Origin of the sequence: Millionella massiliensis (assembly GCF_900104655.1) — a bacterium.
GTDB lineage: Bacteria > Bacteroidota > Bacteroidia > Bacteroidales > Rikenellaceae > Rikenella > Rikenella massiliensis.
In genome coordinates this window covers 363,983-387,510 of the sequence record NZ_FNWD01000002.1, presented here as the reverse complement: position 1 = coordinate 387,510, position 23,528 = coordinate 363,983, and the positions used below count along the sequence as shown (strand labels likewise).

The window sequence follows — 23,528 nt, the reverse complement described above, 5'->3', positions numbered from 1 at the left end:
CGGACGGCGTTCTTTTTGGGAAATGGGATAGGCTGAGGTGTTTTCTTTGGATAAATCTTTAAGGTATTTAGAAGGAGCATAACCCTGAGGGGTATTTAAAATTGAGTGAGCTGTTGATCATGTAAAATCAACAGCTCACTCAATTTGTGCGCTCGCCGCGCGGGCGTTCTCTTTGTGAACAAAGAGAACCAGAAAAACTTTAGTGGGATGCGGTGCATCCCGAAACCTTATGCTTCGACGTTTTCGTCGAGTACCATCTTGAAGTACCCGAGGCTGTCAGGGTCAGAGCCTTTGATATAGGTGAGGTGAGCATTGCATTTGGCCTCACCCTCTTTGATGAAGGCAATGGCGGAAATGCGGTAGTTCTCCCCTACTTCGGGATCGCTGGCCTGTTGCAGCATCAGGTGGCCCATGATGATGTAACCGCCCATTTCAACCAGTCGGCGTGCGTGGAAGTCGAGCAGTTCGGAATCCTGGCTCGAAAGTTCGTGTACGTTCTTCACGGCCTCTTCGTACTGTTGGCGCATGGCAACGAGCGTACGGTACTGGTTTTCCATCTCTGCGACGGGTTTGATGGCCTCATACCCCTGCATCTGGCCGAGCAGCACGCCGGTGGTGACGCCGCGGATGGCTGCCACTACCTGCAGTTGCGAGGTCCCTTCGTAGATGGTGGTGATACGGGCGTCGCGGTAGATGCGTTCGATGGCGTAATCTTTCATGAAGCCCGAACCGCCGTGAATTTGCAGTGCATCGTATGCCACGCTGTTGCTGTACTCCGACGAGAAGAGTTTCAGCAGCGGGGTGTATGCGTCTGCCAGTTTCTGGTACTTCTTCATCTCGTCGCGTTCCTCTTTGGTGAGTTTGCGCTCTTTTTCGATGTGGAAGTAGTTCTTGTAGACGTCTACGAAGCGGGCGGTTTCATACAGCAGTGCGCGGCTGGCCTGCAGACGGGCTTTCATGTTGGTCAGCAGTTCGTACACGGCCGGGAACTGGATGATCGGTTTGCCGAACTGTTCGCGTTCATGGGCGTATTTGAGGGCTTCGCGATAGGCGGCTTCCATGATGCCGACCGATTGGGCGCCGATACCCAGACGGGCCGAGTTCATCAGGGCCATAACGTATTTGATAAGCCCCATTTTGCGGTCACCGACGAGTTTTGCGGGAGCGTTGGTGAAGACCAGTTCGCAGGTCGGCGAACCGATGATCCCGAGTTTGTGCTCGATGCGACGCACTTTGACCGCCATGTTCTTCTTGTCATAGACGAACAGCGAGAGACCGCGGGCGTCGGTGGTACCCTCTTCGGAGCGTGCCAATACGAGCGAGATATCGCCGTCACCGTTGGTGATGAAGCGTTTCACGCCGTTAAGCAACCATTCGCCGGGTTTATCGGGATTCGGGGTGGCTTTGAGCATCACGGCTTGAAGGTCCGAACCGGCATCGGGCTCGGTGAGGTCCATGGCTGCCGTGGCACCTTTGTTAATCTGCGGGAGGAATTCGGCATTGATCTCTTCGCTGGCGAATTCGTGGAGGGTTTCGGCACAGTCCTGCAATCCCCAGATATTTCCGAAACCGGCATCGGCGCGGCTGACCAGTTCGCAGGTCATGACGTAGGGAACGAGCGGGAAGTTGAGACCGCCGAAGCGGCGCGGCAGCGAGATGCCGTAAACGCCGGCCTGGGTCAGCATGTCGTGGTTTTCCTGAGTGCCGCGGGCATAGATCACGCGGTCGTTTTCGACACGGGGGCCCTCTTTATCCACGGAATCGGCGTTGGGGGCGATGGTGTTGGCGGTGACGTCGCCCACGATTTCGAGGACGCGCTTATAGCTGTCGATGGCGTCTTCGAAGTCTACCGGCGCGTAGTCGTATTGGTCTTTGTCGCGGAAGCCCTGCTCTTTGAGGTCCACGATCTTTTTCATCAGGGGGTGCCCCAGATGGTATTGAAGGTCTTTGTTATCTAAAAAGAAGTTGGCCATTGCTTGTAAGTTAAAGGGTTTAAACCTGTTGGGATGGTTTATTCGGGTTTTTCGGTCAGCCGAATCCCGATTACGTAGTAATGCGGGATGTTTTTCAGGATGGGTGTCGACAGGTCGGGGTCGATCTCCTCCTCTCCGCACAGACGATACGAATTGGCTTGTGGATCAAACCAATAGGAGGCATACATTACCAGCGGAATGTCTTTCCCGGATTCAAATGTTTCGATTTTGAAAGATCGAACTCCGTACGTGCGATACAGGATCTGCTGACCCTCCTTGTAGCGTATGATCGGCTGTTGTTTTAATACCTGTGATATTCCGTATTTTCCGAGACTGATGCGAGCGATTACCGTTGAATCGGTTTCTGGAGCTATGGATATGCCGATTCGGGAGATTTGGTCGATCAGTCCGGTCACTGGATCGATGGGTGTTACTTTCTGCCGATACTCTTCGGGAATATCTTTCAAAAATCGTCGGCTCTGCCAACCCGCACCGCGAATTTCATTGTCTGTGAGCAGACCGGTACTGTCGCCTTCCTGGATGTACACTTCGATCTCATAGGTCTTGTCGTTGAATGTACTGAGGTCGAAGCTGTAGAACTCGTATCCGTTGGCATTGAGCGTCCGGATAATATCCTGCACGTTGGGATCGACCGGCTCGATGCGTTGGGCCGATGCGACTCCTCCGGCGAGGGCGAGTGCTGCAATTGCGGACAATATTTTGCGGTGCATGGAGAACTACTTGCTGTTCTGTTTGTAGTATTTGATCATCTTGGGAATGACGGTATTGACGTCACCCACGATGGCGTAGTCGGCAATTTTGTTGATGGGGGCATCGGGGTCGGTGTTGATCGAGATGACCATCGAGCTGCCGTCCATACCGGCGGTGTGCTGAATCTGGCCCGAAATACCGCAGGCGATGTAGAGTTTCGGGCGTACGGTAACGCCGGTTTGACCAATCTGACGTTCGTGTTCGGCAAAGCCTGCGTCGACGGCTGCACGCGATGCTCCGACTTCGGCGCCGAGCACTTCAGCCAGTTGGTACAGCAGACCGAATCCCTCTTTGGATCCCATGCCGTAACCGCCGGCAACGATGATGGAGGCGCCTTTGATGTTGATTTTGCGCTCTTCCATTTCGCGGGCGATGATCTTCACGGCAAAGTCGGTGTCGCTGAGGTATTGTTTGTAGTCGACGGTTTTAACTTCGGCGGGTGCGGGGTTGGCAACGGGTTCCATCTTCATGACACCTTCGCGTACGGTGGCCATCTGGGGACGATGATCGGGGTTGATGATGGTTGCGATGATGTTGCCGCCGAAGGCCGGACGGATCTGATAGAGCAGGTTTTTGTACTCTTTACCGGTGCGGGCTTCGGTGTGGTCGCCGATTTCGAGCGAGGTACAGTCGGCGGTCAGGCCGCTGTGCAGGGCCGACGATACGCGCGGGGCGAGGTCACGGCCGACGCAGGTGGCTCCGAAGAGGGCGATTTGGGGCTGTTCGGCCTTGAACACGCCGCAGATGATCGAGGCGTGAGGCAGCGTGCGGAAGGGTGCCAACTCTTCGCCGTCGGCTACGTGGACGATTTCGGCGCCGTAGGCGGCCAGCTGCGTTTCGATTCCCTGGAGGTTGTGTCCGATGGCGAGTGCTTCGACTTTGCAGCCGAGGGTCTGGGCCAGGGCACGTGCTTTGGTGAGCAGTTCCAGCGAAACGTCGGCCACTTTCCCGTCTTCAATCTCGCAATAAACGAATATGTTGTTCATGGTAATTCCTTTTGAAGTGTGAGTTTAGGTGAGTGAGATTAACCGATTGTATGTGATGCGATGAGTTCTTTGATAAGTCCTTCGATATCGCCGTCTTCTCCGGTCAGGTGTTTGGCCTCTTTGGCCTGGAAGACGATATTTTCGATTTTTTTCACTTTGGTCGGCGATCCGCTCAGACCGAGCGATGCTTCTTCGGCATTCACGTCGGCGGCACCCCACTCCGGAATACTGAGGTAGGAGCGTTCCTGACGCAACTCCATGTAGTAATCTTCCTGCTGTTGCTGAACTTCGCTGACGGTGCGGGCGTGCTTGTATTTCATCACCATTTTGGCGTTGCGCGGGCGGCATTCGGGAGCGCTGGCGTTGACGGTGATGACGCCGGGCAGTTTCATGGTGACGGTTTCGACCCCGCGTTCCAGACGACGGCGGATGGTGATCTCAGCGGCCTGTGTGTCGATGCCGTCAATCGCTTCGGCGTAGGTTACCTGCGGCAGACCGAGTTTTTCGGCTACCTGAGGCCCTACCTGGGCGGTATCGCCGTCGATGGCCTGACGGCCGGCGATGATCAGATCGGGATTCATTTTACGGATGGCGCAGGCCAGCGTGTAGCTGGTGGCCAGGGTATCGGCTCCGGCGAATTTGCGGTCGGTCAGAAGTACGCCGCCGTCGGCTCCGCGGAACATGGCTTCGCGGATCACTTCTGCTGCACGGAACGGGCCCATGGTGAGAATGGTGATGGTCGATTCCGGATAACGGTCCTTGATGCGCAGGGCTTGTTCCAGTGCATTCAGGTCTTCGGGGTTGAAGATGGCTGGCAGGGCTGCTCGGTTGACGGTGCCGTCCTCTTTCATAGCGTCCTTGCCGACGTTCCGCGTATCGGGAACCTGTTTGGCGAGAACGACTATCTTCAGTGCTTCGTTCATAAATTGTAAGTGTTTGGGTACGTTTTTGTTTGACTTCGTTATTTGTACTTTAGCTTAGTGTATGCCGCGGAACATGCGGTTCCAGCGGATACCGCTGAAAACATTTTTACCGGGAGTGATGGAGAGCCATACGAAGGAGGCTTTACCTTCGATGTGGTCGACGGGTACAAAACCCCAGAATCGTGAGTCGGCCGAGTTGTGTCGGTTGTCGCCCATCATGAAGTAATAGTCCATTTGGAACGTGTAACTGGTTGCCAGCGAGCCGTTGATGTAAATCGTACTGTCGGCCCGATTTACATCCAATGCGTTCCCTTCGTAGTTGCGGATGATTCGCTCGTAAAGCGGGAGGGTCGTCAGGTTCAGCGGCACGGTCGCCCCGGCCCGGGGCACCCACAGCGGACCGAACATGTCTTCGGTCCATGGATATTGCATGGGGTCGTGGGGGAAGATCGATTCGCTCGGAATGCGGTTGACGTAGCGGGTGATGTCGGTCACTTCAGGCAGGCTCTTCAGTCGTTCGACATTCTCGGCCGTGAGGGGCATGGTGTAACGTCCGATTTCGGCGTTGTAACCGATCTCTTCGGGGTTAATGCCCAGGCGTTCAAAGGCCTGATTGCCAATGGGTGAAGTGACGCTTACGATATAAACGTACTGCACGCCGGGAATCTCCTTTTGGGGTTGGCCGTTGACCAGTACATTCCCTTCGACGACCTGAATGGTGTCACCGGGCAGGGCGATACAACGTTTGATGTAGTTCTCGCGCTTGTCGACAGGGCGGTAAAGTACTTTGAGTTCGCTATACACCTTTTCGCGGCCGAGGTTCCGAACCAGATCGTAATAGCTGGTGGTCGATACGTCGGTTGTCATGCTGCGTCCGAATTCGTCGGGGATGGTGATGCTGCCGAGGGCAACGGTGTCCCCCTCCGGAAAGTTGAAAACCACCACGTCGTCGCGTCGTACGCTGTCCGTTCCGGCGAGCCGTTTGTAGGGCCAGTGGATCCACTCCAGGTAGGAGGGGGTGGTTTTGGTCAGCGGCAGGGTGTTTTGCACAAAGGGGAATGAGAGCGGCGTATTGGGCATCTTGGGGCCGTAGCTGAGCTTGCTGACAAAGATGTAGTCGCCCGTGAGCAGGGTCTGCTCCATGGAGGAAGAGGGAATGACGTACATTCCGAAGAAGTAGATCTTGAGCGGAACGACGACCACGACGGCGAAGAGCAGCGCTTCGACCCACTCCATGGTTTTGCGGAAGGCCTTGTGTTCCTTTTTGTAGGCGCGGTACCGGTCGAGCCAGATGCGGTTGATATATTTGCTGATGTAGATGTCGTAAATGACGGCAACACCGAGCAGCCAAAGGAGGTTCCGGGTCCACACGACGAACCAGAGGACGTAGATCACGCTCACGACGGAGAATTTGACCCACTTGTTTCCCCAGATTTCGCGCAGTTTCTCGATTGCTTTTTTCATGTAAGGTCGGGGTTTGGGTTAGAAGCCCAGCAGGTCTTTCATGCCGTAGACTTTGCCTGTGCCGCGTTTGTCGGCGAGGTATTCGGCGGCCAGCACGGCTCCCATGGCGAACCCGCTGCGGTTTTTGGCGTTATGGTCGATGGTGATGGTATCGGCATCGGACTCCCAGACGATGGTGTGGATGCCGGGAACCATGGCGCGACGCTGAGCGGTCACTTCGAGTTTGTCTCGGTCGGTGGTGGTGCCAAGGTGCCAACTGGTTTTGCGGTCGATGCCGGCAAGGATGTCTTCAGCCAGGGTGACGGCGGTACCGCTGGGAGCGTCTTTTTTCTGTACGTGGTGCACTTCGTTGAGTGTAACGTCGTATTCGGGGAACTGGTTCATCATCCGGGCCAGCTGACGGTTGATGGCGAAGAAGATATTGACGCCGATGCTGTAGTTCGAGGCGTAGAAGAAGGCGCCGGAGGTCTGCTGGCAGAGGTCGGTCACTTCGGGCAGACGGTCGAGCCATGCGGTGGTGCCGCAGACGGTGGGGATGCCGGCCTTCAGGCAGGTGACGATGTTGTCGAATGCGGTTGCGGGCGTGGTGAATTCGATGGCCACGTCGCATATGTTCAGGTTTTCGGCCGTAAGCTGGTCGGTATTGTCCTGGTCGATAATCAGCGGGAGGGTGTGTCCGCGGGAGACGAGAATCTTCTCGATCTCGTGTCCCATTTTTCCGTAACCTATGAGTGCAATTTTCATAACAAGGTGAAAGTAATAAATAAAAAGCTAAAAACAAAATCGGGTTTGTTTTTAGCTTTCTGGGTTATCTGTGAACCGTCCGGGACGGTCGTTTTATCGAACGATGGTTTCTTCGCGGTCGGGGCCGACGGAGATGATCTTCACGGGCACGCCGGTCTCTTTTTCAATGAATTCGACATATTCCTTGAACTGGCGCGGGAAGTCTTCGTAGCGGCGAATCTTGTTGATGTCACACTGCCACCCTTCGAACTCTTTGTAGATCGGAGTGATCTCTTCGTTGGTTTCGTAGGGGAACTCGGTAACCTCTTTGTCGCCGATACGGTAAGCAACGGCTACTTTGATGGTCGGGAAGGTGTTGAGCACGTCCGATTTCATCATGATGAGCTGCGTTACGCCGTTGATGGTGGTGCTGTATTTGAGGGCAACCATGTCGAGCCAGCCGCAGCGGCGTTCGCGACCGGTCACGGCACCGAATTCATGACCGATTTGCTGGAGGTCTTTACCGGTCTGGTCGAAGAGTTCGGTCGGGAAGGGACCGCTGCCGACGCGGGTGCAGTAGGCTTTGAAGATCCCGTACACTTCGCCGATGCGGTTGGGAGCGACGCCCAGTCCGATGCAGGCACCTGCGCAGATGGTGTTCGAGGAGGTTACGAAGGGATAGGTCCCGTAGTCGACGTCGAGCAGCGAGCCCTGTGCACCTTCGGCCAGGATGGCCTGACCGTTGTTGAGCAGTCGGTTGGTCTCGTGTTCGCATTCGATGATGGGAAAGCGTTTGAGGGTTTCGATCCCTTCGAACCACTGTGCTTCGTATTCGGTGATGTCGTATTCGAAGTCGAACTGCGCCAGCATGGCGACGTGTTTCTGTTTGAGTCTCTCGTAGCGTTCCATGAACGAGGGCGAGAGGATGTCGCCTACGCGCAGACCGTTTCGGCCGGTCTTGTCCATATAGGTGGGGCCGATGCCGCGAAGGGTGGAGCCGATTTTGGATTTGCCTTTGGCGGCTTCGCTGGCGGCGTCGAGCATCCGGTGGGTGGGCAGAATCAGGTGGGCTTTTTTGGCGATGCGGATTTTGGCGGTCACATCGACGCCCAGTTGTTCGAGTTCGCCGATCTCCTGGGCGAACATCACGGGGTCAAGCACCACGCCGTTGCCGATGATATTGATGGCGTTATCGCGGAAAATGCCCGAGGGGATGGAGCGGAGTACGTGGACTTTGTCTGCGAAGTGCAGCGAGTGTCCGGCATTCGGACCGCCTTGGAAGCGGGCGATGACTTGATAATCGGGCGTCAGAACGTCCACGACTTTTCCTTTTCCTTCGTCGCCCCATTGCAGGCCGAGAACTACGTCAACTTTCATTTATGGTTGTCTTTTGTAAAAGTAATATGCCAACACACGGAAAACCCCTTCGTCGAGCGCTGGGGCCCGGAAGAGGTGCTGGTCCGGAGGGTTCCGGCGTGTAAAGGTACAAAAATCGGTGTAACGGCGAACGGGATTGTTAAATATTTTTCATCTCGATCCGTTTGGTGGTCGTATCTCCGTTGGCCACTACGCCGCGGCTCATCAGGTATCCCACGGCGCGTTTGAAGATTTTTTTGCTCATCCCGGTCAGCAGGCGCACCTCTTCGGGGTCGGACTTGTCGCCCACGGGCAGGGTGCCGTTGGCCTCGTCGAGCATCTTCAGAATCTCCTGCGCGGCGATCTTGACCTGGTCGAATCCCTCCTGCTGGAGCGACACGTCGATGCGGTGGTCGTCGGCAATCTTGCGCACGTAGGCTTTCATGCGCATGCCCAACTTGACGTCCGTGAATATCTGATTGTCGTACAACATGCCCCAGTGACGGTCGTTGATGACCACGCGGTAGCCTTTCGGCTTGCGCACGGCGATCAGAATGTCGACCTCCTCTTTGGGGCGGACGGTGATTTCGTCGTTGTTGATGATTTTATTGAGTTTGGAGGTGGCGACGGCGCGTCCTGTGACGTTGTCGACATATACCGTCACGACGTACCACTCCCCTACCAGCATCGGTGCCTGCTGGTTCCGTTTGGGCACGAAGAGGTCTTTGGGCAGACCCCAGTCCAGAAAGGTCCCGTGGTAGTTGAAACCGACGGCCTGAAGAGCGGCGATGCCTCCTTCTGTGATTTTCGGGGTCTCGGTGGTGGCTACCAGCCGGTCTTCCGAGTCGGTGTAGATGAAAACTTCGATCGGGTCGCCGATCTTGTATGTTTTGGGGATGTATCGGTTCGGAAGCAGCACTTCCTTTCCTTCGTCGTCAGCCAGGTAAAGACCGTTGTCAGTCGCGCGCGCGATGGTCAACCGGTTGTAATTCGCTACTCGTATCAAATCAGTTCGGAGATCTATCTCGGTATGGTTACAGCGACAAAGATAAAATTTTCCGTCGAAGTTTGCGTATGAAATTAATCTTGTCGGACGTTGCAGGAATGGCACGGGAAGCGTAACTTTGCGCGATACGTTCAATTTGAAGTTCGACAGACATGGACAAACAACTGAAAGTTGCCATCTTCCAGATGGATATTGTATGGGAAAATCCGACCGAAAATTGTCGGAAAGTGGCCGAGTGGATCGAACGCGAGGCGGGTGATGCCGACCTGGTGGTGCTGCCCGAGATGTTCGCCACGGGATTCAGCATGAATCCGGCCTCCATTGCTCAGGAGATGGACGGACAGATCGTCACCGCCATACGCGACCTGGCGGTGAGCAGCGGAAAGGCCATCATCACCAGCATCGCCATCCACGACCACATTCGCCGGACGGAGCCGGAGATGGGGTATTTCAACCGTTTGTTCTTCTTCGCGCCCGACGGCGTGTGGCTTACCTATAATAAACGTCACCTGTTCCGCATGGGCGGCGAGCACGAAAAATATGTGGGCGGCAACTCGCGACAGATCATCCACTACAAGGGATTCCGCATCTGTCCGCTGATCTGCTACGATCTGCGCTTCCCCGTCTTCTCGCGCAACCGTCAGGACTACGACGTCCTGGTTTACGTGGCCTGCTGGCCCGAATCGCGTCGCTATGCCTGGAGCACTCTGCTGCGGGCGCGTGCCATCGAAAATCAGGCCTATGTGATCGGTGTCAACCGTTGTGGCACGGAGCCGAAAAACATCTATTCGGGCGATTCGGCCATCCTGGACTACCTGGGCCAGCCGCTTGCCGAAGCGACGCCTTCGGTCGAGTGTATGGCCAGTGCCACCCTCTCGCTGGAGGCTTTGGAGACCTTCCGAAAAGGTTTCCCGGCCCACCTCGATGCCGACAGCTATGCTTTGACGGAGGAGTAGATCGTCGTGAGCCTTTCGGTCATTATACTGCTGATCTGTTCGGGCATTTTCGTAGGGGTGGTCAACACCTTCGCCGGAGCTGCCGCCGCCGTATCGATCTCGGTTTATACGGCCCTGGGGCTCCCTATCGGTATCGCGAACGGTACCAACCGCCTGCCCGTGCTGTTTCAGGTCGGTGCTGCCGCGTTCAACTTCCGAAAACAGCACCTGCTGGACTTTTCCGTCGGATTGAAACTCGGAATCCCGACCGCCCTCGGAGCCCTGATCGGAGCTGAATTTGCTGCACAGGTCAACCCCTCGCTCTTTGTGATGCTTCTTTCGACCATCCTGATTCTGTTGCTGGCCCTACTGCTTTTCAGCCCCAACCGGATCCTGAAGGGGAATGGCAAACCGCCCCGCGATGTGAAAAAACTCGACTGTTTCTGGTTCTTTCTGGTCGGGCTCTACGGAGGCGCCTTTCAGATCGGGATGGGATACGTTATCATGGGGCTGACCATCATGGGGATGGGTTACGACGTGATTCGGGCCAACGCCCTCAAAAGTTTTATCGTGATGATCTACATCCCGTGCACGCTGGCCGTCTTCATGTACCACGGACAGGTGGCCTACGGTTATGGTTTCGTACACGCCATCGGCAACGTAATCGGAGCTTACGTGGCCTCGAAGTACGCCACGCGGATCAATACCCAGTTCCTGCGTTGGATGCTGATCGTCTTCATTGCACTGACCGTACTCGACCTCCTCAAAATAATCAGCATCAAAAATGCGTTGGATAATATACTTTAGAGACGAAATGAAAACCATTACCCTACTGCTCTCCGCCGCACTGCTGACCGGTGGTGTCACCACAGCCTGCGCCCAGCAGGGAACCGGCGGCCAACCCCTTCCGGCCACCGTGTCGGACGTGCCCGATGCGGCATCGCCTGTTTTTGTTCCCGATCTGCCCGCCAATCTGACCTTTGCCGGCGAAAAGGTGCCGCTCGAATATGCCGAAGTTCGCGAAGCACTCGAACGCGAAATGACGGTCACGATGTTCATGCACTCGCGCACGCTCCGCACCCTGCGCATGACCACCCGCTACTTTCCCGTGATCGAACCGATCATGAAGAAATACGGCATTCCGGAGGACTTCAAATACCTCTGCATGGCCGAGAGCGGCCTCGACCCCAATACGGTATCTCCGGCCGGGGCCTCTGGACTTTGGCAGTTGATGTCCTCGGCCGCCAAGGACTATGGCGTCGAGACCGGCAGCAACGTCGACCTGCGTTTCCACGTGGTACGTTCGACCGAAGCCGCTTGCAAATACCTGCGGGACGCCTACGAACGTTATGGTAATTGGACCCTCGCCGCCGCGTCGTACAACGCCGGACAGGCCGGTGTCAGCCGACGGATGAATATCCAGGGAGTGAAATCCTATTACGACCTCTTCCTGCCCGACGAAACGATGCGCTACGTTTACCGCATCCTGTCGTTCAAACTGTTGGTCGAAAATCCCGGCAAATACGGTTTCCAGCTTCGCAAGAAAGATTACCTTCCGCCGTTCGAAAACTACAAGGAAGTGACCATCAGCGAACAGAACATCGACTGGTCGGCCTTCGCCGCCAAACACGGCACCAACTACAAAGTGTTGCGGATACTCAACCCGTGGATTCGGAGCTACGAGTATGCCAACAAGGGCGGTGCGACCTACACCGTGATGGTGCCGACCGAAGGATTCAGAGAAAATGGAAAATAACAACGATCAGATCATCGTCGAAGGAGCGCGCGTCCACAACCTTAAAAACGTGGATGTCGTCATACCCCGCAACAAACTGACCGTCATCACCGGTCTGTCCGGCTCGGGAAAGTCGTCGCTCGCCTTCGACACGATATACGCCGAGGGGCAGCGCCGCTACCTCGAAACGCTGAGCGCCTACGCCCGGCAATTTTTCGGCACCCTGGAGCGCCCCGATGTCGATAAGATCACGGGGCTGAGTCCCGTCATCTCGATCGAACAGAAGACTACCGGACGCAACCCCCGCTCGACCGTCGGCACCGTCACCGAAATCAACGACTTTCTGCGTCTGCTCTTTGCCCGCGCTTCGATCGCCTACTCCAAAGCCACCGGCGAAGAGATGGTCCATTACAGCGATCAGAAGATTACGGAACTGATCGTAGAACGGTTCCGCGGACGGCGCATCGCCCTGCTCGCCCCCGTAGTCAAAGGACGCAAGGGACACTACCGCGAACTTTTCGCCACGATGATTAAAAAGGGTTACCTCTATGCCCGCATCGATGGTGAGATTGTGGAACTGCACAGCGGAATGCACCTCGACCGCTACAAAATCCACCACATCGAGTTGGTGATCGACCGGATGGTGGCCGAGCCCGAAGCGCAGACCCGCATCAAGAAGAGCCTCGAAGAGGCGATGCAGCAAGGGAAAGGCACCATGATGGTGGCCGATTACGAAACCGGCGAGGCGCGGTTCTACAGCCGTAACCTGATGTGCCCCACGACCGGCATTTCGTACAACGAACCGGCGCCGCACACCTTCTCGTTCAACTCGCCGCAGGGAGCCTGTCCCCATTGCAACGGGCTCGGCGAAGAGACTGTTTTCGACATTTCGCGCATCATCCCCGACAGCAGCAAATCGATCAACCGCGGCGGTATCCAACCGCTCGGCAAACCGAAAACCAATATGATTTTCAACAAGATCTCCGCGTTGGCCCAGCGCTATGACTTTACCTTCGACACGCCGCTCGACGAACTGGACGAAGAGGCCATGAATGCCCTGCTCTATGGCGATGCCACGCCGTTGCGCATCAAGGCACAGTCCGGAGCCGGCAGCAGCTACATGACCGCATGGGAGGGGGTGATCGCCTACCTCGAGGCACAGGCCGAAGAAGGCGAAAAGGGGGCCAAGTGGAAGGAACAGTATGTGGAGCGTCGCCCCTGCTCCGTGTGTCACGGGACCCGTCTGAAGGAGGATTCGCTCTACTTCAAAATCGACGGTAAAAATATCGCCGAGTTGTCGGCCATGAGCATCGAAGAGCTGACCGCCTGGTTCGACGGCATCGAAACGCGGCTCAACAAGAAACAACAGGCCATCGCGCGGGATATCCTCAAGGAGATCCGCGAACGGCTCCGTTTTTTGATGGATGTCGGGCTGGGATACCTGTCGCTCTCCCGCTCGTCGCGCACGCTCAGCGGCGGCGAAAGCCAGCGTATCCGGCTGGCCACGCAGATCGGTTCCAAACTGGTCAATGTGCTTTATATTCTCGACGAACCCAGCATCGGACTGCATCAGCGCGACAACATCAAACTGATCAATTCGCTGCGTCAGCTGCGGGATGCCGGGAACAGCGTCATCGTGGTGGAGCACGATCAGGAGATGATCGAATCGGCCGACTGGATTGTCGATGTGGGTCCCGCCGCAGGACGCAAGGGGGGCGAAATCTCGGCCGTCGGCACGCTCGACCAGGTGCTCAAAACGCACACCTTTACGACCGACTACCTCACCGGTCGGCGGTCGATTGACGTACCCGAAACCCTCCGCCCCGGGAACGGCAAATTCCTGACCGTCATCGGTGCCCGGGGGAACAACCTCAAAAATATCACCGTACAGTTTCCGCTCGGTAAATTCATCGTGGTGACCGGCGTGAGCGGCAGCGGCAAATCGACCCTCATCAACCAGACCCTGCGTCCGGCGCTCAGCCGCGAACTCTACCGGTCGTTCGACCAACCTCTGCCCTACGACCGCATCGAGGGGATTGAAAATATCGACAAACTGGTGATTGTCGACCAGTCGCCCATCGGCCGCAGCCCGCGCAGCAATCCGGCCACCTACTCCAACGTCTTCGGCGACATCCGCAAGCTTTTCGAGGCTACGCCCGATGCGCAGATTCGCGGCTACAAGGCCGGACGGTTCTCGTTCAACGTGAAGGGCGGCCGGTGCGAAGAGTGCCGCGGCGCCGGCGTGCAGACCATCGAGATGAACTTCCTGCCCGACGTTTACGTCACCTGCAAGGCCTGCAACGGCCACCGTTACAACCGCGAAACGCTTCAGGTGAAATACAAGGGAAAGAATATCGACGAGGTGCTGAACATGACCGTCAATCAGGCCGTCGAGTTTTTCGAACACGTACCGACCATCCATCAAAAGCTCAAGGCGATACAGGATGTTGGGCTCGGATACCTGCGGCTCGGACAGCCCTGCACGACCCTCAGCGGCGGCGAAAGTCAGCGCATCAAACTCTCGGCCGAACTCTCGCGCAAGGATACCGGCAGCACCCTCTACATCCTCGACGAACCCACCACCGGGCTCCACTTCGAAGACATTCGCGTGCTGCTCGGCGTGTTGAACAAACTGGTGGACAAAGGCAATACGGTGATTGTTATCGAACACAACCTCGACGTCATCAAGGTGGCCGATCACCTGATCGACATCGGTCCCGAAGGGGGCGAAGGCGGCGGTCGTCTGCTGGCTCAGGGTACGCCGCGGCAGATTGCCGAGTGCGCCGACAGCTACACGGGTCGCTACCTGAAACCCATTCTCGACAAAGTCGAGGCCGAACGGGCCAAACACCGCAGCCAGACGACGAAAAAATTTGAGAAAAGGGAAAAAACTTCCTAATTTTGTAAAAACGTTTTTCGATGCCCGCATTTTCCGGAGGGCTTATGAGCAGGATTCTTCGGAGAAGCGGGCATTTTGATTGTGCAACCCCCTAACAACCTGAACACTATGGAAAGTCAAGGTTCTATCTCAGCTCAGGCTCCCGAGACCCGGGACGAGCAGTTCGAAGCCGCTGCCGCTCAACCCCAGGAAGAGACCGTCGAAGTCGCCCCTGCGGCCGAAGAAGAGGCTGTCGAAACTACCCAGGAGACTACCCCGTCTGCCGAAACTCCGGAAACCACCGGCGAAGAGGCGGAAACCGTAGCGCCGGTCAACCCCTATGCGGGCAAGACCCAGGCGGAACTGATCGACCTGCTCTCGAAAATGCTCGAAGAACGGCCGATCCAAAACCTGCGTAGCGACGTCGAAGCCGTCAAAATCGCCTTCTACAAAGCCGGACGCGCCGACATCGAAGCACAACGGGCCGAATTTCTTGCCGCAGGCGGTGATCCCGAAGCGTTCAAACCCGCCGAAAACGACAACGAAGCCCGTTTCAAAGCCCTCCTGACCCGTTATCGCGAAAAACGGGACGCCTTTATCAACCAATCCGAACAGGAGAAGGAACGTGCCTACGCAGCCAAACTCCAGATTATCGAAGAGCTGAAAGAACTGGTCAACGGTAACGAAACCCTCGGCCAGACATTCAATACCTTCCGCGAACTGCAGCAACGCTGGAAAGATGCCGGTCTTGTGCCGCAGGACAAGAGCAAAGACCTGTGGGAGACCTACCACCATCACGTGGAAAACTTCTACAACTACATCAAAATCAACAAAGAGCTGCGTGACCTCGATCTCAAGAAGAACTACGAGGCTAAAACCGAACTCGCCGAAGAGGCCGAAGCACTAATGCTCGATCCGTCGGCCACCAACGCCTTCCATAAACTCCAGAAACTCCACGACCAGTGGCGCGAGATCGGTCCCGTGGCTCCCGAATTCAAGGATGCCCTTTGGGAACGGTTTAAAGCGGCCAGCACCCAAATCAACAAACGCCATCAGGAGTATTTCGAAGGTATCAAAGCCGAACAGAAACAGAATCTGGCTCTGAAAACCGAACTCTGCCAGAAAGTCGAAGAGCTTGCCGAGTCAGCCTTTACCTCCCACAAGGAGTGGAATGCCGCATCGGAACAGATCATCGAAATTCAGAAAGTCTGGAAAACGATCGGCTTTGCCCCCAAGAAAGACAATACCAAAATCTACGAACGTTTCCGCAGCGCCTGCGACAAGTTCTTCGAGGCCAAACGTGCCTTCTACCAGAACATGAAGAGCGAAATCGCCGATAATCTTCAGGCCAAAATCGACCTCTGTGTTCAGGCTGAGGCTTTGCAGGATAGCGAAGACTGGAAAGCCGCTACCGATGCGTTGATCGCCCTTCAGAAAAAGTGGAAAGAGATCGGCGCTACCTCGCGCAAACACTCCGAACAGGTTTGGAAACGTTTCCGCGCGGCAAGTGACAAATTCTTTGCCCGGAAGGCCGAACACTTCGGTAATCAGGATAACCAATATGCCGAAAACCTGGCCCAAAAACAGTCGCTGCTCGACGAAATGCGCCAACGGCTGCAGGATAAAGCCGACCTTACGTTCGACGTAATCAAGGAGTATCAGCGTCGCTGGGCTGAGATCGGGTTTGTGCCGATCAAGAAGAAAGAGGCCATTCAGGCCGAGTACCGCAAGGTTGTGGACGGTCTGTTCGACCTGTTGCGTGGCGAAGAACGTGAACGTCACATCCGCAACTTCCGCGATAAGGTGTCCAAGATTCAGGAAGGCGGCAGCCGCAAACTCAATCAGGAACGCGAACGCATCTATAACAAGATTCGCCAGATCGAAAGCGATATCCAGATTTGGGAAAACAACATCGGTTTCTTCGCCCATTCGAAAAATGCCGAAGCACTCATGAAAGAGGTGCAGAGCAAGATTGCGCGGGCCAAAGAACAGATCAACATGATGCTCGAAAAGATCCGGTTGATCGACAATCCCGAGACCGCAACTGCGGCTGAACCCGCCGCAAAACCGGCAACCGAAGAGACTCAGACCCCGGCTGAAAATGCCCCCGCTGCAGAAAGCAGCGAAGCCATTGCATCCGAAGAACAAACTACCACTCAAACGACGGAACAGGAGTAATCATAGCCCTATGAAATCACACACCAAATACATTTTCGTAACCGGCGGCGTCGCCTCCTCGCTTGGCAAGGGTATTATCGCCGCCTCATTGGCCAAACTGTTGCAAGCCAGAGGCTATTCGGTTACGATTCAGAAACTCGACCCGTATATCAATGTCGACCCCGGTACGCTCAACCCTTACGAACACGGCGAATGCTACGTTACGGAAGACGGTGCAGAGACTGACCTTGACCTGGGACACTACGAACGTTTCCTGGGACGTCCCACCTCGCAGGCCAACAACGTGACTACCGGACGTATCTACCAGAGCGTCATCAACAAAGAGCGTCGCGGCGAGTTCCTCGGCAAGACCGTACAGGTCATTCCCCACATCACAGACGAAATCAAACGTCGCATCCAGTTGCTTGGGACTAAGAATCAGTACGACGTGGTAATCACCGAAATCGGAGGTACGGTCGGCGATATCGAATCGCTGCCCTACATCGAATCGGTGCGTCAGTTGCGCTACGAATTGGGCTTCCGAAACACGCTCGTCGTTCACCTGACTTTGATCCCCTATATGCGGGCCAGCGGCGAACTCAAAACCAAACCGACTCAGCATTCGGTCAAGGCCCTGCAGGAAAACGGGTTGCAGCCTGATATCCTGGTGCTCCGCTCCGAAATGCCCATCACCGAGGAGGTGAAACGCAAAGTAGCACTGTTCTGTAACGTCGATCCCGATGCGGTGGTTGCTTCGCTCGACGTACCGACCATCTACGAAGTGCCGCTGATGATGCTCGAGCAGCAGTTCGACACCGTAGCGCTGCGCAAACTCGGGCTCGACAGCGAACGACCCATCGACCTCGAAAAATGGCGTGACTTTGTCAATCGCGTCAAACACCCCGATAAAGGCGAAGTTAAGATTGCCCTCGTCGGTAAATACACCGAACTCCCCGACGCCTACAAATCGATCAGCGAAGCCTTTGTTCATGCCGGTGCCACGAACCATGTGAAAGTGAAACTCCAGTACGTGAACGCAGAAAAGATCACGCCCGAAAACGTCGGTGAAATGCTGGGTGACAAATGCGGTATTCTGGTCGCCCCGGGCTTCGGCCACCGTGGACTCGAAGGCAAAATCACGGCAGTAAAATACGCCCGCGAAAATCGGGTTCCCTTCTTGGGTATCTGCCTCGGGATGCAGTGCAGCGTGATCGAATACGCCCGCAACGTGCTTGGTCTTACGGAGGCTAACTCGACCGAAACCGGTGCAACGCCCGATCCCGTGATCGACCTGATGGAAGAACAGAAAGGCATCACCGAAAAAGGCGGCACGATGCGTCTGGGAGCCTACCCGTGTACCCTGATGGAGGGATCGCACGCCTACCAGGCATACGGTAAAGCCAACATCAGCGAACGCCACCGCCATCGGTATGAATTCAACAACAAGTACAAGGCAGCACTCGAAGAGGCCGGCATGATTGCCACCGGGATCAATCCTGAGACCAATCTGGTGGAAGTTGTCGAAGTGCAGGATCACCCCTGGTTCGTCGGCGTACAGTACCATCCCGAATACAAAAGTACCGTTGTCAATCCCCACCCGCTCTTCGTGGCTTTCGTGAAAGCGGCCCTTGAATATCAGGAAAACAAGCAGAAATAGACTCGCATAGATGAACAAGAACACACTCATCGGTTTGTTGGTGATCGGCGTGATCCTCTTCGGATTCAGCTGGTACAACAACAAACAGTACACCGAAAAGCTCCGGGAGCAACAGCGACAGGATTCAATTGCGTTGGCCAATGCCCCGGCACTCCCCTCAGCGGTCGATACCCTCGCGGCAGGTCAGTCCGGCGCCCTGACTCCGGCAGACTCTTCCGCCCAGGCTGCCGCACCCTCACTGCTCGGCAGCGTTTACGATGCTCAGCTCAAAGGCACGGAAGAGTTCCATACGCTCGAAAATGAGCTCTTCCGGATCACCTTTTCCAACAAGGGTGGCCGCATCGCAGCCGTCGAACTGAAAGATTACAAGAAATACAACGGCGATCCGCTGATGCTCTTCACCGAGACCGGCTCGCGGTTCAATCTGAATCTTTTTGCCCCCGAACAGATCAATACGGCAGATTTTTACTTTGCGAAGCAGGCCGTTTCCGACACTTCCATCGCCTACCGCCTGTATGCCGATTCGACCTCATATCTGGAGTATCGCTACGCGATCCGTCCCGACAACTACATGATGGACATGAAGGTCGATCTCTCCCATTTCAAAGGAAAGATCGCACCGAATCAGCCCGATGTGCAAGTCGGATGGAACATCGTAGCGCCGCAGCAGGAAAAAGGGTTCGACAACGAGAACAACTACACCACCATCGCCTATAAGTATCCTGGCGAGACCTCGATCGAAGAGCTCGGCATGTCGACGGGCCTCAAAGAAGAGGACGTTACGACCAAAGTGCAGTGGGTAGCCTTCAAACAGCAATTCTTCTCGTCGATCGTCGTCGCCCAGGACAACTTCTCCTCGGCCGACTTGAAATTCAACACCTTCAAACCGACCGACTCCAACATCAAGGACTTCTCGGCGTCACTGGTACTTCCCTACACTCCCGCTACTGCGGAGTATAACCTCCAGTTCTACTTTGGCCCCAACAAATTCTCGGTGCTGAAAAAATACGACGATCTGGAGTTCCAGAAACTCGTACCGCTCGGATGGTGGATCATCGGCTGGATCAACCGTTATGTCGTCATCCCGGTATTCGACTTCCTGGGCAGCTATATTGCCAACTTCGGTATCGTGATTCTGATCCTGACGGTGCTTATCAAACTGATCATCTTCCCGCTCACCTACAAATCGTACCTCTCGACGGCCAAAATGCGGCTCCTGAAGCCCGACATCGACAAACTGAACGAGAAGTATCCCAAGAAGGAGGATGCTATGAAGAAACAGCAGGCCATGATGCAGCTCTACAAGGCTGCCGGCGTGAACCCCATGGGGGGCTGCCTGCCGCTGCTGATTCAGTTCCCGATTCTGATCGCGATGTTCCGTTTCTTCCCCGCTTCGATCGAGTTGCGCGGCAAGTCGTTCCTGTGGGCCGATGACCTTTCGTCCTACGACAGCATCTGGACCTTCCCCGACGGATTCAGCATCCCGTTCTACGGTGACCACATCAGTCTGTTTGCCCTGTTGATGGCCCTGTCGCTGTACATCGTGTCGAAAATCAACTACTCACAGTCGGCCGGTATGAGCAACCAGCAGATGCCCGGCATGAAGTTCATGATGCTTTACCTGATGCCGATTCTGTTGCTCGTGTGGTTCAACAACTACTCTGCCGGTTTGTGCTACTACTACCTGCTGGCCAATATCATCACCATCGGTCAGACCTATGCCTTCCGCTCGATGGTAGACGACAAGAAACTCCATGCTCAGATGATGGAGAACACCAAAAAACCGGTGAAAAAGTCGAAATGGCAGATGCGTCTCGAAGAGATGCAGCGTCAGCAGGAAGCCCTCCGCAAACAGCAACAGCAACGCGGCGGTAGACGCTAACCAATCATCACATTAGTCCGTTCCATCTTTTTGATGGAGAGCGGCACAATAAAAAGGTCGGGTCCTCAAACGAGGGCCCGACCTTCTTTGCAAGATAAAGCAACGTGCGCTATTTGACCTCCCAGGTTTCGCCGCTATGCAGCAGCTGATCCATGTTGAAGATCTTGGCCCGCATGCGCACTTCGATCAACTGGTCACGCACCTGGTCGTCGTAGGTGTGGTCTTTAACGGCACGGATTACCCCTAGTGCAACCGGCATGTCGGGAGCTTTCATGTTCACGAGCATCATGTGGATCCCGGGGTTGGGCTCCTGGGCATCGTGCACGAGGATGTCCGAACGGGTAATACCGTTTTCTCCGATCTTGACCACCTTCAATTTGAGGCCGTCGAGAATCAGCCCCTTGTCGCGGTTCTTGCCGAAAATCATCGGCTCGCCGTGTTTCAGCACGATGGTCATGTCGTCGCGCACCTCCTTGTTCAGGAAATAGTCGTACGCCTTGTCGTTGAAGATAACGCAGTTCTGAAGTATTTCGACAACCGAGGCGCCGTCGTTTTTGGCGGCTGCCACCAGACAGTCCTTGGTCAGATTCACATCCACATCGATCGTGCGGGCAAAGAAGGTGCCGCGTGCACCGAGCACGATCTCACCCGGCGAGAAGGGGTGTTCGACTGTGCCGTAGGGCGATGTTTTGGTCACTTTGCCAAGCGGCGAGGTGGGTGAATACTGCCCTTTCGTCAGACCGTAAATCTGGTTGTTGAAGAGCATGATATTGATGTCGATGTTGCGGCGGATGGCATGGATAAAGTGGTTCCCGCCAATGGCCAGCGCATCGCCGTCGCCGGTCACCTCCCACACGGAGAGGGTCGGGTTGGCCACCTTGACGCCCGTGGCGATGGCGGCGGCACGTCCGTGAATGCCGTGGAAGCCGTAGGTGTGGACGTAATACGGGAAACGCGACGAACAGCCGATCCCCGACACGAAGGTGAATCGCTGGTGCTGGTAGTTGAGCGCTTCGGCCACTTCGGGCAGCGCTTTGGTCACGGCGTTCAGGATAAAGTGGTTGCCGCATCCGGGGCACCATTTGACCTCCTGGTCGCTCTTGAAATCTTTCGGTGTGTATCGTATCATGGCGGTCGGCTATTTATTGTCGTCTACAAGGGCGCGGAAGTGTTCGGTCAGTTCGACCACGGTAAAGGGCAGCCCCTGGACTTTATTGTGTTGGAGATAGGTGAATTGCTGGAAACGGGTACGCAGGTAGTCGGCGAATTGTCCCATGTTCAGTTCGCAGACTACGATCTTCTTGAACTTCGAGAAGATCTTTTCGACGCCGCGCGGCAGCGGGTTGATATAGTTGAAGTGGCAGTGCGAGACGCGTTTGCCTTCGGCACGCATGATGTCGACGGCGGTGCGAAGCGGGCCGAATGTGCCGCCCCACCCTACGACCAGCAGGTCACCCGTTTTATCGCCATATACCTCCTGCTCGGGGATGTAGTTGGCAACGCGGGCCACCTTTTCGGCACGCAGGTTGACCATCTTCTGGTGGTTGAGCGGATCGTGCGAGAGACTGCCCTTGACGTCCAGTTTCTCCAGACCACCCAAACGGTGTTCGCATCCGGGGGACCCGGGGAGCGCCCAACTGCGCGAGAGTTTCTCCGGATCGCGTTTGTAGGGCATGAAGCCACCTTCGGGTGCTTCGGTCACCACAGGAGGATGGATCTCGGGGTACTGGCTCATGGAGGGGATTTTCCAAGCTTCGGAGCCGTTGGCGATGTAGCCGTCGGAGAGCAGAATCACGGGTGTCATGTGTTCCATGGCGATTTTGGCTGCTGTGAATGCTGCATCGAAGCATCCGGACGGGGTGCTGGCAGCCATCACTACCAGCGGGCACTCCCCGTTTCGTCCCCAGAGGGCTTGGTAGAGATCGGCCTGTTCCGTCTTGGTGGGCAGACCGGTCGAGGGACCGCCACGCTGCACATCGACCAGTACCAGCGGCAGTTCGGTCATGACGGCCAACCCGAGGGCTTCGCTTTTCAACGAGAGGCCGGGACCGGAGGTGGTCGTTACCCCCAGATTACCGGCAAACGACGCACCGATGGCGGTACAGATACCGGCGATTTCGTCTTCGACCTGCAAGGTCTTCACGCCGAGGTCTTTTCGTTTGGCCAGTTCTTCCAGAATGGCAGTGGCGGGTGTGATGGGATAGGAACCGCAGAAGAGGGGGCGTCCCGATTTTTCTGAAGCGGCCATCAGACCCCATGCGGTCGCCACGTTGCCCGAAATGGTCCGGTAGATCCCTTTGGGAAGCTTGGCCGCGGGCACCTGATAGGTGGTCGCGAAGATATGAGTATTGGATGCGTAGTTAAAGCCGGCCTTAAGAGCGAGGACGTTTGCTTCGGCAACGGCCGGTTTCTTGGCGAATTTCCGTCGCAGATAGTTTTCGGTATGTTCGAGGGGCATATCGTAAAGGCAGAAGCAGACGCCCAGTGCGAACATGTTTTTACATTTGTGCGCCGCTTTGGCATCGAGTCCCGTTTCGGCCAGCGCATCTTTGGTCATGGAGGTAATCGGCGCGCGGATAATGTTGTAGTCGGCGATACCGAGTTCGGCGAAGGGATCGAGGGTTTCGTACCCGGCTTTCACGACTGCCGCTTCGGTGAAACTGTCGGCGTCGACAATGATGGTGGCTCCCTTTTTGAGCCATTTGCGGTTGGCACGAAGTGCCACGGGGTTCATGGCGACGAGCAGGTCGCAGTAGTCGCCCGAAGTGAGCACTTTTTCACTGCCAATATGTACCTGGAATCCGGAAACTCCGGCCAGCGTTCCCTGTGGAGCGCGAATTTCGGCCGGATAGTCGGGGAAGGTGGCGATGCTGTTTCCGCCCAGGGCCGAGGTATCGCTGAACAGCGTCCCGGTCAGTTGCATTCCGTCACCCGAATCGCCTGAGAATCGGATGACTACATCTTTTGTCTGCTGCATGCTTGGGTTGGTATTAGACATTAACAAAGATGGGATTTTCTTTTGAAACTTGTCATTTTCTAAGAACAAAAATTATGCCCTCTTTGGAGTAAATGCTGGTCAATG

At 55.8% G+C, this 23,528-nt stretch carries 17 protein-coding genes; 7 read left to right on the top strand and 10 right to left on the bottom strand.

Going from position 1 to position 23,528, the window contains the following annotated elements; translation table 11 throughout:
• Positions 1 to 227 precede the first annotated feature (227 nt).
• The 8 genes from BQ5379_RS01595 to BQ5379_RS01560 form a co-directional block, all read right to left on the bottom strand.
• Entirely contained in the window at positions 228 to 1,973 is a 1,746-nt protein-coding gene (locus BQ5379_RS01595) for an acyl-CoA dehydrogenase family protein (protein WP_071133818.1), read from the bottom strand.
• A 38-nt stretch (positions 1,974 to 2,011) separates the two neighbouring features.
• Positions 2,012 to 2,704 (bottom strand): DUF5041 domain-containing protein, encoded by a 693-nt coding sequence (locus tag BQ5379_RS01590; protein ID WP_071133817.1) that lies wholly within the window; start codon positions 2,702 to 2,704, stop codon positions 2,012 to 2,014.
• Positions 2,705 to 2,710: 6 nt separating this feature from the next.
• Positions 2,711 to 3,730 carry an electron transfer flavoprotein subunit alpha/FixB family protein gene (locus BQ5379_RS01585; protein ID WP_071133816.1) on the bottom strand — a complete coding sequence of 340 codons (1,020 nt, stop codon included), beginning with the start codon at positions 3,728 to 3,730 and terminating at the stop codon, positions 2,711 to 2,713.
• A 38-nt stretch (positions 3,731 to 3,768) separates the two neighbouring features.
• Complete coding sequence (locus BQ5379_RS01580; protein ID WP_071133815.1) at positions 3,769 to 4,653, bottom strand: electron transfer flavoprotein subunit beta/FixA family protein; 885 nt, start codon at positions 4,651 to 4,653, stop codon at positions 3,769 to 3,771.
• Between the two features lie 54 nt (positions 4,654 to 4,707).
• Positions 4,708 to 6,117, bottom strand: coding sequence for a signal peptidase I (lepB, locus tag BQ5379_RS01575; RefSeq protein ID WP_235846015.1), 1,410 nt, complete (start codon positions 6,115 to 6,117; stop codon positions 4,708 to 4,710).
• An 18-nt stretch (positions 6,118 to 6,135) separates the two neighbouring features.
• On the bottom strand, positions 6,136 to 6,861 hold the full coding sequence (gene dapB, locus BQ5379_RS01570; RefSeq protein WP_071133814.1) for a 4-hydroxy-tetrahydrodipicolinate reductase: 726 nt from the start codon (positions 6,859 to 6,861) through the stop codon (positions 6,136 to 6,138).
• Positions 6,862 to 6,954: 93 nt separating this feature from the next.
• Positions 6,955 to 8,217, bottom strand: coding sequence for an adenylosuccinate synthase (locus BQ5379_RS01565; protein WP_071133813.1), 1,263 nt, complete (start codon positions 8,215 to 8,217; stop codon positions 6,955 to 6,957).
• Between the two features lie 139 nt (positions 8,218 to 8,356).
• Positions 8,357 to 9,202, bottom strand: a complete 846-nt coding sequence (locus BQ5379_RS01560) for a CvfB family protein (RefSeq protein ID WP_071133812.1) — start codon at positions 9,200 to 9,202, stop codon at positions 8,357 to 8,359.
• A gap of 152 nt (positions 9,203 to 9,354) precedes the next feature.
• Here BQ5379_RS01560 and BQ5379_RS01555 point away from each other — a divergent pair, with 152 nt between their 5' ends.
• The 7 genes from BQ5379_RS01555 (at position 9,355) to yidC (ending at position 20,446) form a co-directional block, all read left to right on the top strand.
• Positions 9,355 to 10,158, top strand: a complete 804-nt coding sequence (locus BQ5379_RS01555) for an amidohydrolase (protein ID WP_071133811.1) — start codon at positions 9,355 to 9,357, stop codon at positions 10,156 to 10,158.
• A gap of 6 nt (positions 10,159 to 10,164) precedes the next feature.
• A complete protein-coding gene (locus BQ5379_RS01550; RefSeq protein ID WP_071133810.1) occupies positions 10,165 to 10,944 on the top strand; it encodes a sulfite exporter TauE/SafE family protein in 780 nt (259 codons plus the stop codon).
• A gap of 7 nt (positions 10,945 to 10,951) precedes the next feature.
• Positions 10,952 to 11,893: a lytic transglycosylase domain-containing protein gene (locus BQ5379_RS01545; protein ID WP_071133809.1), complete on the top strand. Its 942-nt coding sequence runs from the start codon at positions 10,952 to 10,954 to the stop codon at positions 11,891 to 11,893.
• Positions 11,883 to 14,771 (top strand): excinuclease ABC subunit UvrA, encoded by a 2,889-nt coding sequence (gene uvrA, locus BQ5379_RS01540; RefSeq protein WP_083377518.1) that lies wholly within the window; start codon positions 11,883 to 11,885, stop codon positions 14,769 to 14,771. Before BQ5379_RS01545 ends, uvrA begins: the two co-directional genes overlap by 11 nt.
• Before the next feature lie 108 nt (positions 14,772 to 14,879).
• Positions 14,880 to 16,928 (top strand): DUF349 domain-containing protein, encoded by a 2,049-nt coding sequence (locus tag BQ5379_RS01535; RefSeq protein WP_071133808.1) that lies wholly within the window; start codon positions 14,880 to 14,882, stop codon positions 16,926 to 16,928.
• Between the two features lie 10 nt (positions 16,929 to 16,938).
• Positions 16,939 to 18,564: a CTP synthase gene (locus BQ5379_RS01530; protein ID WP_071133807.1), complete on the top strand. Its 1,626-nt coding sequence runs from the start codon at positions 16,939 to 16,941 to the stop codon at positions 18,562 to 18,564.
• Positions 18,565 to 18,574: 10 nt separating this feature from the next.
• Positions 18,575 to 20,446, top strand: coding sequence for a membrane protein insertase YidC (gene yidC / locus BQ5379_RS01525; protein WP_071133806.1), 1,872 nt, complete (start codon positions 18,575 to 18,577; stop codon positions 20,444 to 20,446).
• 109 nt (positions 20,447 to 20,555) lie between these two features.
• Here the strand turns inward: yidC and BQ5379_RS01520 are convergent, their stop codons facing one another.
• Positions 20,556 to 21,575: a 2-oxoacid:ferredoxin oxidoreductase subunit beta gene (locus BQ5379_RS01520; RefSeq protein ID WP_071133805.1), complete on the bottom strand. Its 1,020-nt coding sequence runs from the start codon at positions 21,573 to 21,575 to the stop codon at positions 20,556 to 20,558.
• A 9-nt stretch (positions 21,576 to 21,584) separates the two neighbouring features.
• A complete protein-coding gene (locus tag BQ5379_RS01515; protein WP_394332049.1) occupies positions 21,585 to 23,423 on the bottom strand; it encodes a 2-oxoacid:acceptor oxidoreductase subunit alpha in 1,839 nt (612 codons plus the stop codon).
• Positions 23,424 to 23,528 lie beyond the last annotated feature (105 nt).